We start from the raw sequence: 13880 nt of genomic DNA, 5'->3' as shown, positions 1-13880 counted from the left end.
TCACATTTAAGCATTGTCCGACGAAAACGCCTAAGACAACAGATCCTCCAGACGACCGTGGAGGCGTTCGGGCAGGTTCTCCTGAATCTCGATCAGCGCGCGCTGAATCGCGCTCTGAAAGCCCTGAACCCCGGCCGAACCGTGACTTTTCACCACGATGCCCTGCAAGCCGAGGAAGCTTGCGCCGTTATGTCGCGCCGGTGCGAGATCCGCCTGCAGGCGCTTCATCAATGGCAGGGCCAAAGCACCTACCACGCGGGAAGCGAAGTTTTTCCTGAACAAGGCCTCGATGCGCGCAGCGATCATCGTCGCCAGGCCCTCGCTGGACTTGAGCAGGATATTGCCGACAAACCCGTCGCAGACCACCACATCTGCCTCGCCGCGATAAAGACCATCGCCCTCGACAAAACCGATGTAGTTAATGCCGCGCGCCGCCTGCAACAAGGTCGCCGCCAGCTTGACTTGCTGATTGCCCTTGATGTCCTCGGTGCCGATATTCAGCAACGCGACACGCGGCCGGGCGATGCCCAGCGTCTGCGCCGCCACCGAGCCCATCACCGCGAACTGCAATAGATGCTCGGCGCTGCAATCGACGTTGGCGCCCAGGTCGAGCAACTGGCAATAACCCTTCTGCGTCGGAATCGCCGCCACCATCGCCGGCCGATCAATCCCCGGCAAGGTCTTGAGCACAAATCGCGACAGCGCCATCAACGCCCCGGTATTGCCGGCACTGACACAGGCCTGAGCCTTGCCATCACGCACCAGTTCAAGGGCGACACGCATCGACGAGTCCGGCTTGCCACGCAAGGCCTGAGTCGGCTTTTCGTCCATGGTGATGACTTCAGACGCCGGGACAATTGTCAGGCGCGCGCGATCGGCAGCCGATTGGCCGTTGATCAGTTCTTCAAGTAGGGAGGGTTGACCGACGAGGGTCAGGTGCAGCGAGGGCGTAGCAGAAAGGCAAGCAAGGCTGGCCTGAACAATGCTGCGGGGACCGAAGTCCCCGCCCATTGCGTCAATTGCGATGACTTGAGCGGACAAGTGATTACTCGTCAGCGCCCTTGTCGATCACTTTACGGCCACGGTATACGCCTTCTGGCGATACGTGGTGACGCAGGTGAACTTCACCAGTGGTTTTTTCTACAGACAGGGTGCTAGCCTCGAGAGCGTCGTGCGAACGGCGCATGTCACGGGCAGAGCGGGATTTTTTGTTCTGCTGAACAGCCATAATTGATTAACTCCTAAACGTTTGGGTCACGCTTTAACTGCGCCAATACACTGAACGGGTTGGACCGCGTTACCTCGTCCTCGCTCGGTTCGGGTTCATCTGCTCCCGCCGGCTGCTGGCATTCTTCCGGATGATGAGCAGGCACAATGGGCAAGGCGAGCAGAAGCTCCTCCTCGATCAGTGACTGCAGATCCAATGGATCTTCGCCCAGTTCCAGCACGTCATAACCTTTCGGTAACGACTGGGTATTCGCACCCTCCTTCACTACAGCGTAACTGCATTCGCTGTGGATCGGCAGGGTGACCAGCTCAAGACAACGCTGGCAAACCATTTTGACTTCGGTGTCGATAAAGCTGTGGATCACCACAGATTTACGTTCATCTCGTTCAAAAACGAATTTGGCCTGCACCGTACCGACATCGTCGGAAAGCGGGTCGCAGAGTCTCTTCAAATCGGCCAGCAGCAGTTCACCTTGAAGGGTGGTGCCACGGTCAGCCAATTTGCGCGGGTCAACGTGAGGTGGAATCGGGTCATTCAACATAGGCGCAGCATTATAGGGATGCACCCACCCATGTCAAAGGAAATTGTGCCCTGTCCGTCACTTGCGTGCCTCCGCTAGAATTCGCACCTGCCTCAGGAGACGCCAATGCTGCCTTTATTACTCGCCTCAAGCTCGACTTATCGCCGGGAATTACTCGCCCGCCTGCACCTGCCGTTCGTCTGCAGCTCGCCGGATATCGACGAAAGCCACCAGCCGGGCGAATCCGCCATCGAACTGGTCAAGCGCCTCGCCGAACAGAAAGCCCGCGCACTCGCCGCGAGCCATCCCGCTCATCTGATTATTGGCTCGGACCAGGTCGCAGTGCTCGGTGATCGGATCATCGGCAAGCCACACACCTTCGACAAGGCTCGCGAGCAACTACTCGCCGCCAGCGGCGCCAGCGTGACCTTCCTCACCGGCCTGGCCCTGCTCAACAGCCAGACCGGCCACTGCCAGGTCGACTGCGTGCCGTTTACCGTGCACATGCGTCAGCTCGACGAGGCGCGAATTGAACGCTACCTGCGCCTGGAGGAGCCCTACGACTGCGCCGGCAGCTTCAAGGCCGAAGGATTGGGCGTGAGCCTGTTCCAATCCACCGAAGGGCCTGACGCCACCAGCCTCATCGGCCTGCCGCTGATTCGCCTGATCGACATGCTGCTGGCCGAGGGCGTGCAAATCCCTTAACGCACAAAAAACCGGCCATTGAGGCCGGTTTCTTTTCAACACTGCACCAGGCTTAACGCAACGAAGGCCCGTGGAAACCCATCCACATCGCCAACTGCTCAGCCACGCTGGCACCGAGCTTCTTCGAGAAGCGGTCGAACGGCGATTCCTGCACAGTGAAATCCACCAGTTCTTTCTCGCCAATCACATCCCGCGCCACCGAACTGGCATTGCCCAGGCCATCGATCAAGCCCAATGGCAGCGCCTGCTCGCCGGACCAGACCAGCCCGGAGAACAGCTCCGGATGCTCCTTGTCCTTCAAGCGATCGCCACGACCCTGCTTGACGCTATTGATGAACTGCTTGTGCGTGGTATCCAGCACGGTCTGCCAGAATGCGGTTTCGTCAGGCTTCTGCGGCTGGAACGGATCCAGAAACGATTTGTGCTCGCCCGAGGTATAAGTGCGACGCTCGACGCCGAGCTTGTCCATGGTGCCGACAAACCCGTAACCGGCCGCCGTTACACCAATGGAGCCGACCAGACTGGCCTTGTCGGCATAGATCTGATCCGCCGCACTGGCGATGTAATAGGCACCGGACGCACCGAGATCGGAAATCACCGCGTACACCTTGGTATCCGGGTGCAGACCGCGCAGACGCTTGATCTCGTCATACACATAACCCGACTGCACCGGACTGCCGCCCGGACTGTTGATCCGCAGGATCACGCCCTTGACCTTCTTGTCCTCGAAGGCTGCTCGCAGGCTACCGACAATGTTGTCGGCACTGGCAGGCTCCTTGTCGGCAATCATGCCGGTGACGTCGATCAGCGCGGTGTAGTTCGGGCCACGGGTGGCGCTCTTTTCCATGTCCATCAGCGGCGTGAACAGGATCAGCGCAACAAACAGATAAACAAACGTCAGCAGCTTGAAGAAGACCCCCCAACGCCGCGAGCGACGCTGCTCCTGCACACTGGCCAGCAAAGTCTTTTCCAGCAGCTTCCAGCTTTTCTCGTCACCGTCGTCGGCACTTGCCTTGGCCGGTGCTTTCCATTCGTCGGTCATGCGCTGTACCCCAGCAAAAACGTATTAAGCCTGCTGCCCCAGCCAGGCGTGCAATTCACTAAAACGGTCGATCGACAGGCGCGGCTCGAACTGCTGCAGCGACTCGATCGACTGCGCGCCGTAGCTGACCGCCACCGACGCCATGCCCGCATTACGCGCCATCAGCAGATCGAAGGACGAATCCCCGACCATCAGCGCCTGTTCGGGCCGCACGCGACAATGCGCGAGAATCTGCTCGAGCATCAGCGGATGCGGCTTGCTCGCGGTCTCGTCGGCGGCGCGGGTGATATCGAAATAATCTTCCCAGCCATTGGCCTTGAGCACCCGATCCAGTCCACGACGATTCTTGCCGGTCGCGACCGCCAGGTGGTAGCCCTGCTCGCGAAACGACGCCATCGACTCCACTACGCCTTCGAACAGCGGCGAAGGCACGGCTTCTGCCGCGATGTAGTGGTCGGCGTAATACTCGCGAAACAGGGTCATCTCGGCATCGCTGATGTCCGGGTACAAGGTGCGGATCGCCTCGGGCAAGCCCAGACCGATGATGCCCTTGACGGCAAAATCATCGCGCAACTCGAAACCGGAACGCCCGGACGCAGAATGCATCGCCTCGACAATCCGACCAATGGAATCGGCGAGGGTGCCGTCCCAATCGAAAATCAGCAGTTTGTAATCAGATGGGCGCACTCAATCGCTCCACGGTCTTGGCCCACATTTCATCCACTGGTGCCTGCAACTTGAGCTCGCCGCCATCGGGCAGCGGCACGGTCAGCATGTAGGCGTGCAGGAACAGACGTTTGCCGCCCAGATCACGGATCTCCTTGCTGAAACCGTCATCGCCGTACTTGGTGTCGCCGGCAATGCAGTGCCCGGCGTGCAACGTATGGACGCGGATCTGATGGGTGCGACCGGTGATCGGCTTGGCTTCGATCAGAGTGGCAAAGTCGCCGAAACGACGCAGGACCTTGAACACGGTCACCGACTCCTTGCCCTCCTCCTCGTCAACCTCGACCATGCGCTCGCCGGAGCGCAGATTGCTCTTGCCCAGCGCCGCACGGACTTGCTTGATCGAGGTCGCCCAATTGCCGCGCACCAGCGCCATGTAGCGCTTGTCGACACCGTCACCGCGCAGGGCGGCATGCAAGTGCCGCAGCATGCTGCGCTTCTTGGCGATCATCAGCAGGCCGGAGGTGTCACGGTCGAGACGGTGAACCAGCTCCAGCTCCTTGGCGTCAGGACGCAACTGACGAAAGGCTTCGATCACCCCGTAATTCAAGCCACTGCCGCCGTGAACCGCAATGCCGGCGGGCTTGTTGATCACGATCAGGGCTTTGTCTTCGTAGACAATCGAGGCTTCCAGGCGCTGTAACAGACCCTGGGCCAAGGGCACCGGTTCGTCGCGCTCAGGCACACGAACCGGCGGCACGCGCACGATATCGCCGGCCTGCAGCTTGTATTCGGGCTTGATCCGCCCCTTGTTCACGCGCACTTCGCCTTTACGCAAAATGCGGTAAATCAAGGTCTTGGGCACGCCTTTGAGCCGGGCAAGGAGGAAATTGTCGATTCGTTGGCCGGCATACTCCGGCGAGACTTCAAGCAGTTGAACGCCTGGAGTCGAAGGGGCAGTAGTTGTCATGCCGCGGATGATAACAATTTTTATGGAATTGAAGCACTTAATCATTGCTGCTATAGTCGCGAACGCCGCCAAAAGCGGCCTGGACAGCGGAACCACGGTCAAAAACCGGCCCTGACCAACGCAATTCACCAGGACGCGAGGCCGTCCTACGGGGCTTTCGCTACGTAACGGTGGAGTTTGCAGTTGTAACAAGCGCAGGTGACATGAGGCCTGAATTACACCGTCGAGCAGAGTTTTCACTCGCCTGACAGGCAAATATTCGAGGCCAGTTCACAAAGTGCAGTCAGCTGCAGATGACCCCGAGCGAAGGCTTCGGAAACATCGCCTGAATTAGCCATGATGCGTGACCTCCCCTTTCGGAGCTCACGGTAAATGCCAACCCGCTGCGGATTCTGCGCGCGGCAGCACCCGAATTATCAGGGATACGTGTAGGGTGGAGATGCACAACCGCCGGACTGTGTAGCAATAGGCTTTATCAAGACGCTTCATCTCGTCCACAGCCGCTGGTTGATTCCTCCTCCTGACTGAGTGCTTAAGTAGCCACAGCAAGCAGGACGCGTACGTCGCGATATCGGCCCAATTGGCCTGACATCGCTGGACACGGGAATGGCCAACCACTCCCGACGCACCTGACACCGACCGTGAGAAGTCGTGTGTGCCGAACGCCGTTTCCGGCAGCCCGGAAACCGACGGTACTACATGAAAAGAATGCTGATTAACGCAACTCAACCCGAAGAGTTGCGTGTTGCACTGGTAGATGGCCAACGCCTCTACGACCTGGACATCGAATCCGGTGCACGCGAGCAGAAGAAGGCCAACATCTACAAAGGCCGTATCACTCGCATCGAACCAAGCCTTGAGGCTGCCTTTGTCGATTTCGGCTCCGAGCGCCACGGCTTCCTGCCCCTCAAAGAAATCTCCCGCGAATACTTCAAGAAAGCCCCTGAAGGCCGCGTCAACATCAAGGACGTCCTGAGCGAAGGCCAGGAAGTCATCGTTCAGGTCGAAAAAGAAGAACGTGGCAACAAGGGCGCCGCCCTGACCACCTTCATCAGCCTGGCCGGTCGTTACCTCGTGCTGATGCCGAACAACCCGCGTGCCGGCGGTATCTCCCGTCGCATCGAAGGCGAAGAGCGCAACGAACTGCGTGAAGCGCTGAACGGTCTGGTTGCTCCAGCCGACATGGGTCTGATCGTGCGCACTGCCGGCCTGGGCCGCAGCAGCGAAGAAATGCAGTGGGACCTCGACTACCTGCTGCAACTGTGGACCGCCATCAAAGAAGCCTCGCTGGATCGCTCCGCGCCATTCCTGATCTATCAGGAAAGCAACGTGATCATCCGCGCCATCCGCGATTACCTGCGCCAGGACATCGGCGAAGTGCTGATCGACAGCGTTGAAGCCCAGGACGAAGCCCTGACCTTCATCCGCCAGGTGATGCCGCAGTACGCCAGCAAGATCAAGCTGTACGAAGACAGCGTGCCGCTGTTCAACCGTTTCCAGATCGAAAGCCAGATCGAGACCGCTTTCCAGCGCGTCGTCGAACTGCCTTCCGGCGGCTCCATCGTCATCGATCCGACCGAAGCCCTGGTGTCCATCGACATCAACTCGGCGCGCGCCACCAAAGGCAGCGACATCGAAGAAACCGCGCTGCAGACCAACCTTGAAGCCGCCGAAGAAATCGCCCGTCAGTTGCGCCTGCGCGACATCGGCGGCCTGATCGTCATCGACTTCATCGACATGACCCCCGCCAAGAACCAGCGCGCCGTGGAAGAGAAAGTCCGCGAATGCCTGGAAGCCGACCGCGCTCGCGTGCAGATCGGCCGCATCTCGCGCTTCGGCCTGCTGGAAATGTCCCGTCAGCGCCTGCGTCCATCGCTGGGCGAAAGCAGCGGCATCGTCTGCCCGCGCTGCAACGGCACCGGCATCATCCGTGACGTCGAATCGCTGTCGCTGGCGATCCTGCGCCTGATCGAAGAAGAAGCCCTGAAAGACCGCACTGCCGAAGTGCGCGCTCAGGTGCCGATCCCGGTCGCCGCGTTCCTGCTCAACGAAAAACGCAACTCGATCACCAAAATCGAACTGCGCACCCGTGCCCGTATCGTCATTCTGCCGAACGATCACCTGGAAACCCCGCACTTCGAAGTTCAGCGTCTGCGTGACGACAGCCCGGAAGCCGCGACCAACCAGTCCAGCTACGAAATCGCTGCTGCCGCTGCCGAAGTCGAAGAAGTCCAGCCAGCCGCTGCGACCCGCACCCTGGTTCGCCAGGAAGCTGCGGTCAAGACTGCGCCGGCCCGTGCCAATGCGCCGGTGCCGACCGAAGTCGCCGCGCCTGTCGCTGCTGCACCGGCTCCGGTTGCCGCGCCAGAGCCAAGCCTGTTCAAAGGCCTGGTGAAATCGCTGGTCAGCCTGTTCGCCACCAAAGAAGAGCCAGCCGCTCCGGTCGTCGTTGAAAAACCGGCCACCGAGCGTCCGGCCCGCAACGAAGAGCGTCGCAACGGTCGTCAGCAGAGCCGCAACCGTAACGGTCGCCGTGATGAAGAGCGCAAGCCGCGTGAAGAACGTGCACCGCGTGAAGAACGCGCCCCACGCGAGCCGCGTGAAGAGCGTCAGCCACGTGAAGCCCGTGAAGTCCGCGAGCCGCGTGAAGCCCGCAGCGAAGCACCGGCCGCTCGCGAAGAACGCGCACCCCGCGCTCCGCGTGAAGAACGTGCACCACGTGCGCCGCGCGAAGACCGCAAGCCACGTGGCGAGCGTGAAGAGCGTGTACGTGAACTGCGCGAACCACTGGACGCCGCTCCGGCTGCTCCAGTAGCGGCTGCCGCTGCCGCTGTGGTCGCAGAAGAGCGTCCGGCCCGTCAGCCACGCGAAGAGCGCGCTCCACGCCCACCGCGTGAAGAGCGTCAACCACGTGCCGAACAGGCTGCTGCCGTTGCTGAAGAAGAAGTGAACAGCAACGAAGAGCAACTGCCGGAAGACGGTCAGGACAACGCCGAAGGTGATCGTCCACGTCGTCGCTCCCGTGGTCAGCGTCGTCGCAGCAACCGTCGCGAGCGTCAGCGTGATGCCAACGGCAACGTGATCGAAGGTTCGGAAGAATCCGAATCCGGCGAAAACGCTGAAACAGCACCAAGCGCTGCCGATCTGGCTTCTGGCCTCGCCGTGACCGCCGCTGTTGCCAGCAGCGTGATCAGCGCTCCGGCCGAAGCACAGGCTCACGAGCAAGCCGAACGCGCCACCGCCGCTGTTCAGGAAACCGCTCCAGTGGAAGCGCCGGTCGTTGAGGCCACCACCCCAGTGGAAGTGGTTGCTGCTCCGGAAGTCGAAGTGGCACCGGTTCAAGAAACACTGCCTCAGGTTGAAGCTGCTGCAGAACCTGCTATTGAAGCGCCAGTTGTGGCTGCTGAGCCGGTTGCTGAAACCGTCGCTGAAACCGTGACCGAAACCGTGCGTGAAGTTCGTGAAGAACAGACCGCGTTCAACTGGGTTGCCGAGCCTGCCGTCGCTGAAACGCCAGCGCCAGTCGTTGAAGCCCCAGTGGTTGAAGAAGCCAAGGCTGCCGCGCCAGTGGTCGAAGCCGCCGAACCTGCTCCAGCGCCAGTGGTTGAAACACCGGTGGTCGAAGCGCCAGTGGTTGCCGAAGCCCCTGCTCCAGTGGTTGAAGCCGCTCCGGTCAGCGCCCTGACGCCAAACGGCCGTGCGCCAAACGACCCACGTGAAGTGCGTCGCCGCAAGCGTGAAGCCGAGCGTCTGCAGAAGGAAGCCGAACTGGCTGCCGCTGCTGCTCCGGCTGCTGAAGTGGTCGAGGTTGCTGCCGTGACTGAAGAAGCGGTGGTTGAATCGGTGATCGCCGAAGCACCACGCTCCGTTCAGGACGCGGTGGAGCATCACCAAGCGGCCGAGGAAAAAGAACACGAGCCTAAACCGCTCGTCTGATTCCGCAAGCCAATAAAAAGCCCCGTCTGAGCAATCAGGCGGGGCTTTTTATTGCCTCCAGCTCAAGCATCACCACCCTTCAATGTGGGAGCGGGCTTGCTCGCGAATGCGGTGTGTCAGCCACCCTGGAAGTCACTGACGCTCCGCATTCGCGAGCAAGCCCGCTCCCACAAAAGCTCTGCAGGAGGCTCAGGATTGGGGGAATACAAGAGAATCGGGCACATCGATATCCCACAACACCCCGGGATCATCCACCGCTACCTCAATCACCCTGCCCTGCTTGAACAACGGTCTGGCCCCGCGATCACCACTCAATGCCTGCAAGCTCGGCCCGAACGAACGCCCGAACCCCACCGGATGCCCAAATTCGCCCTCCTGCACCGGCACACTCACCGCGTCATCGGTCATTGCCGCCACCACCCGCTCAATACTCGACGGCAAAATAAACGGCATGTCCCCCAACACGATCAGCCAGCCATCTGCATCCGGACAAACCGCAACGCCAGCCGCAATACTGTCACCCATCCCGGTCGATTCAATCGAGACCACGTCACAGCCATAAGCCTGAGCCATGCGCATCGCCTGCGGCCGCGCTTCAGTGGTGACCAGCACCCGCTTGTCGAGACCGGCCGGCAGATTCAGCAATACCTGCTCGATCACCGAACGCACCGCACCATCACGCCCGGTGCAAACGGCCAGCAGCTTGTCCTTGTCCGCACCCGCAACCTGACGAAAGCGGCTGCCCTCGCCCGCCGCCAGCACAATCACTGCGATAGATCGACTCATGCGCCCTCCACGACTTTCTTCTGTTTCAACTCGACACCGTTCTTGATCGCCACAATCTCCGCCAATAACGACAGAGCAATCTCCGCTGGCGAATGACTGCCGATGTGCAAACCGATCGGCCCGTGCAATCGCGCAATGGCTGATTCAGACAAGCCTAGCTGAGCCAGATTGTCCCGGCGCTTCTGACTGTTGACCCGCGATCCGAGTGCACCGACATAAAACGCGGGCGAATCGAGTGCGGTGAGCAGCGCCATATCGTCCAGGCGTGGATCGTGGGTCAGCGCAACGATGGCTGTGCGTTCGTCCGTCTGAATGCTCAACACCGCGTCATCCGGCATGCCCGGGACAAAGCGACCGTGGTGCTCTTCCCAACCGTAGACGAACTCGGTACGCGGATCGCAGATCAGCACTTCGAAATCCAGCAGCCGCGCCATGTCCGCCACGTAACGCGACATCTGCCCGGCGCCGATCAACAACAGACGCCAGCGCGGACCATAAATGGCGCGCAGGGTCTTGCCGTCGAATTCGAGCACATCGGATTTGCTCGCCGCCGACAGCACAACCTCACCGGTTTCGATGTTCAGCTCACGGGCAACAATCTCGTGCGCTTCACATCGCGCGAGCAATTCGGCGACCCAGGCCGGATCAGCGACTCGTTCTTCGGTCAGGCGTAACGTGCCACCGCACGGCAAGCCGAACCGTGCGGCTTCTTCCCGGGTCACGCCGTAGGTAATCAGTTGCACCGGCGGGCCGTCGCTGGCGATGCGCCCGTCGTGCAGACGGGCGATCAAGTCATCCTCGACACAACCGCCGGACACCGAGCCGATCACCACGCCGTCCTCACGTAACGCGAGCATCGCGCCGGGTGCCCGGGGCGCAGTGCCCCAGGTCTGTACCACACTGAACAGCACCACCCGCTGCCCGGTGCGGCGCCATTCAAGCACGCTGCGCAGGACGTTGAGATCGGCGCTATCCATTACGCCTGCGCCTTCTGCCAACCCTGCAACTGATAACGCACCGGCAAGTTACGGATGCGCTGGCCGGTGGCGGCGAAGATCGCATTGCACAGAGCCGGCGCAATCGGCGGCACGCCCGGCTCACCGACTCCGCCCAACGGCACGTCGCCCGGCGGCGTCACCAAATGCACCGCGATTTCCTTCGGCGCCAGCGACATGCGCGCCACTTCGTACATATGGAAGTTGTCCTGCTGGACCTTGCCATCCTTGAAGCTGATTTCACCCAGCACCGCGTTGCCCAGGCCCATCACGCACGCGCCCTCGAACTGCGAGCGAATGCGTTCAGGGTTGATCTGCGGCCCGCAATCAACAGCGATGTCAGCCTTGTGCACGATCAGCGTACCGTCGTCCTTGACCTCGACTTCGATCACCGCCGCCACATAGGTGACGAAGCTGTAATGCACCGCCAGACCGAGGCCTCGGCCCTTGGGCAATTGGCGCCCCCAGCCGGCAGCCTTGGCCGCGGTTTCCAATACCGTGCGCATGCGCCCGGTGTCGATCGGGTAGCGCTCGGGGGATTCGCCGTAGTTCCACTCCTCACTCAGGGTACGCGGATCGATCTGCCGATCCGGGCCGAGCAACTTGATCTGGTACTTGAGCGGATCGACACCAGCCTTGTGCGCCAGTTCGTCGACGAAACTCTGAATCGCAAAACCGTGAGGAATGTTCGACACCGAGCGATACCAGCCGACCCGGGTATGCACCGTGGCTTCGGGGTTTTCCAGGCGCACGTTGGGAATCGCGTAAGCCATATTGGTGAAACCCATGCCCAGTTCGAACGCCGCTTCATGGTTCATGCCCGGGGCGAACAGCGCCGTAATGCTCGGCGCCACTGTGCGATGCAGCCAGCCGGAGGGCATGCCGTCCTTGCCGACAGCGGCTTTCAAATACTCGGCGGACACCGTGTGGAAATACGAGTTGTGGATGTCATCCTCGCGGGTCCATTGCACCCGCACGGCTTTACCCGGGAACTCCTTGGCAAGGATCGCTGCTTCGACGACGAAATCCGGCTTCGATTTACGGCCGAAACCGCCACCGAGCAGCGTGACGTTGAAGGTGACATTGTCGAACGGCAGCCCGAGGCGCTCGGCGATGCGTTCGCGAGTTACCTGCGGCGCCTGACTCGGCGCCCACGCTTCACACACACCTTTGTCGTAGCGCGCGATGGCGACCATCGGCTCCATCGGTGCCTGCGCCAGATGCGGCAGATAATAGGACGCTTCGAGGCTGCTGGCGGCGCCGCTCAGAGCTTTGTCGATATCGCCAGTGTTGCGCACCACTTTGCCGGGTTTGCGCGACGCTGCTTCCAGTTCCTTGCGATAAGCGATCGAGTCATAACTGGCATTGGGGCCGTCGTCCCATTCGATCTTCAGCGCCTCGCGGCCCTTGATCGCCGCCCAGGTATTGCTGGCAATCACCGCTACGCCGCCCAGCGGCTGGAATTCCGAAGGCAGCGGACGGCTCTCGATCTGCATGACCTTCAGCACACCCGGAACCTTCAGCGCGGCGCTGTCATCCAGCGACTTGACCTTGCCGCCATACACCGCCGGACGGGCGATGGTGGCGTAGAGCATGCCGTCGAAATGCACGTCCGCGCCGTACACCGCACGCCCGTTGACGATGTCGGCGCCGTCGATGGCTTTGGTGCCTTCCTTGCCGATGTAGCGAAACTCCGACGCCTGCTTGAGGCGCAAGCTGTCACGGGCCGGCACCGCCAGCGCACTGGCGGCAGCGGCAAGTTCGCCGTAACCCAGCTCGCGACCGGATGGTTTGTGCAGGACTTTGTGCAACTGCGCCTGGCACTCGCCCACCGGCACCTGCCACTGCGCGGCGGCGGCTTGCTCCAGCATCGTGCGGGCCGCCGCGCCGCAACGGCGCATCGGTTCATACCAGTGACGCATGCTGCGCGAACCGTCAGTGTCCTGGTTGCCGAAACGTACTTCGTCACCCGGCGCCTGTTGCACTTTGACTTTGGCCCAATCGGCGTCCAGTTCATCAGCGACCACTATGCTCAAACTGGTGCGCACGCCCTGGCCCATTTCCGAGCGGTTGCAGACCACGGTGACCGTGCCATCCGCGGCGATGCTGACGTAGACCTTGGGATCGTCGATCCAGCCGTTGGGCATGCCGTCGGCACCGAACTTCTTCGGCGCGTCTTCAGCCAGTGCATCCTGCCAGCCCCAACTCGCGGCCAGCACCAATGCGCCCGTGGCGCCGACGCCCTTGAGAAAGCCACGGCGGCTGAGATTGCTCAGGGCGAAATCATTCGGCAAGCGGCTCATGCCTTGGCCTCCTTCAAGTGAGTGGAGGCCTGGCGGATCGCGGTCTTGATCCGGTTGTAGGTGCCGCACCGGCAAATGTTGCCGACCATGGCCTCTTCGATCTGCTCGTCGCTCGGATCGGGGTTGGTCTTGAGCAACGCGGTGGCGGACATGATCTGCCCACCCTGACAGAAACCACACTGCGCCACGGCGCTATCGAGCCAGGCTTGCTGCACCACCTGCCCGACCGGATCGGCGTGCAGATTGTCGATGGTGGTGACGTTTTGCCCGACCACCGAGCCGATCGGCGTGATGCAACTGCGCGCCGGCAAGCCGTCGATATGAATAGTGCAGGCACCGCACAGGCCCATGCCGCAGCCGAATTTGGTGCCGTTGTAACCGGCGACATCACGGATTGCCCACAACAGCGGCATGTCTTCGGTGACATCCAGTGGGTGATCCTGGCCATTGAGTTTCAGGGTAATCATGGGCACGCCCGCATATTCTTGGTGGTTATGGGGTCGAGCAGAACTGGCGGTGGTTCACGCAGATCGACTCAGGCTAATGGGCCAATACACATCAGTGAAGCCGAACACTGAGCCTGTGGCGAGGGTGCTTGCTCCCGCTGGACTGCGGAGCAGGCCCTTCTTGAAAGCGGGGCCGCTACGCGCCCTAGCGGGAGCAAGCTCCCTCGCCACAGGGTCATCGCTGACTGATATGTGGTTGGCACAGGCTCTCTTGTGCCGACGT

At 61.2% G+C, this 13880-nt stretch carries 12 protein-coding genes; 2 read left to right on the top strand and 10 right to left on the bottom strand.

Annotated elements, in window-relative coordinates; genetic code table 11:
- Positions 1 to 30: 30 nt before the first annotated feature.
- Genes plsX through M0808_RS06925 form a run of 3 tightly spaced genes read right to left on the bottom strand, consistent with a single transcriptional unit; the run spans position 31 to position 1769 of the window.
- Positions 31 to 1041 carry a phosphate acyltransferase PlsX gene (plsX, locus tag M0808_RS06935; RefSeq protein WP_080963300.1) on the bottom strand — a complete coding sequence of 337 codons (1011 nt, stop codon included), beginning with the start codon at positions 1039 to 1041 and terminating at the stop codon, positions 31 to 33.
- Between the two features lie 4 nt (positions 1042 to 1045).
- Positions 1046 to 1228, bottom strand: a complete 183-nt coding sequence (gene rpmF / locus M0808_RS06930) for a 50S ribosomal protein L32 (protein WP_003179396.1) — start codon at positions 1226 to 1228, stop codon at positions 1046 to 1048.
- A gap of 13 nt (positions 1229 to 1241) precedes the next feature.
- Entirely contained in the window at positions 1242 to 1769 is a 528-nt protein-coding gene (locus M0808_RS06925; protein WP_003204262.1) for a YceD family protein, read from the bottom strand.
- A gap of 105 nt (positions 1770 to 1874) precedes the next feature.
- Between M0808_RS06925 and M0808_RS06920 the strand changes: the two genes are divergently transcribed.
- Positions 1875 to 2453 carry a nucleoside triphosphate pyrophosphatase gene (locus M0808_RS06920; RefSeq protein ID WP_247840457.1) on the top strand — a complete coding sequence of 193 codons (579 nt, stop codon included), beginning with the start codon at positions 1875 to 1877 and terminating at the stop codon, positions 2451 to 2453.
- 52 nt (positions 2454 to 2505) lie between these two features.
- Here the strand turns inward: M0808_RS06920 and sppA are convergent, their stop codons facing one another.
- The 3 genes from sppA to rluC are packed head-to-tail and all read right to left on the bottom strand — an operon-like array spanning position 2506 to position 5131.
- Positions 2506 to 3495, bottom strand: coding sequence for a signal peptide peptidase SppA (gene sppA / locus M0808_RS06915; protein ID WP_247840455.1), 990 nt, complete (start codon positions 3493 to 3495; stop codon positions 2506 to 2508).
- 24 nt (positions 3496 to 3519) lie between these two features.
- The gene (locus M0808_RS06910; protein WP_047598802.1) at positions 3520 to 4182 is read right to left on the bottom strand and encodes an HAD-IA family hydrolase; all 663 of its coding nucleotides are present in this window, start codon (positions 4180 to 4182) and stop codon (positions 3520 to 3522) included.
- Positions 4169 to 5131: a 23S rRNA pseudouridine(955/2504/2580) synthase RluC gene (gene rluC / locus M0808_RS06905; protein WP_007950779.1), complete on the bottom strand. Its 963-nt coding sequence runs from the start codon at positions 5129 to 5131 to the stop codon at positions 4169 to 4171. The genes M0808_RS06910 and rluC overlap by 14 nt, the downstream gene beginning before the upstream one ends.
- A 699-nt stretch (positions 5132 to 5830) precedes the next feature.
- Here rluC and rne point away from each other — a divergent pair.
- Entirely contained in the window at positions 5831 to 9067 is a 3237-nt protein-coding gene (rne, locus tag M0808_RS06900; RefSeq protein WP_247840453.1) for a ribonuclease E, read from the top strand.
- Positions 9068 to 9256: 189 nt separating this feature from the next.
- Here the strand turns inward: rne and M0808_RS06895 are convergent, their stop codons facing one another.
- Genes M0808_RS06895 through M0808_RS06880 form a run of 4 tightly spaced genes read right to left on the bottom strand, consistent with a single transcriptional unit; the run spans position 9257 to position 13618 of the window.
- Positions 9257 to 9853, bottom strand: coding sequence for a nucleotidyltransferase family protein (locus M0808_RS06895; RefSeq protein ID WP_247840451.1), 597 nt, complete (start codon positions 9851 to 9853; stop codon positions 9257 to 9259).
- Positions 9850 to 10830: an XdhC family protein gene (locus tag M0808_RS06890; protein ID WP_247840449.1), complete on the bottom strand. Its 981-nt coding sequence runs from the start codon at positions 10828 to 10830 to the stop codon at positions 9850 to 9852. The genes M0808_RS06895 and M0808_RS06890 overlap by 4 nt, the downstream gene beginning before the upstream one ends.
- Complete coding sequence (locus M0808_RS06885) at positions 10830 to 13151, bottom strand: xanthine dehydrogenase family protein molybdopterin-binding subunit (protein ID WP_247840447.1); 2322 nt, start codon at positions 13149 to 13151, stop codon at positions 10830 to 10832. The genes M0808_RS06890 and M0808_RS06885 overlap by 1 nt, the downstream gene beginning before the upstream one ends.
- Positions 13148 to 13618, bottom strand: coding sequence for a (2Fe-2S)-binding protein (locus tag M0808_RS06880; RefSeq protein ID WP_027612345.1), 471 nt, complete (start codon positions 13616 to 13618; stop codon positions 13148 to 13150). The genes M0808_RS06885 and M0808_RS06880 overlap by 4 nt, the downstream gene beginning before the upstream one ends.
- Positions 13619 to 13880: the final 262 nt, after the last annotated feature.

Origin of the sequence: Pseudomonas sp. MWU12-3103b (assembly GCF_023100615.1) — a bacterium.
Taxonomy (GTDB): Bacteria; Pseudomonadota; Gammaproteobacteria; order Pseudomonadales; family Pseudomonadaceae; genus Aquipseudomonas; species Aquipseudomonas putida_A.
Note: the sequence above shows the minus strand (reverse complement) of the source record. Positions and strands in the feature narration are given on the sequence as shown.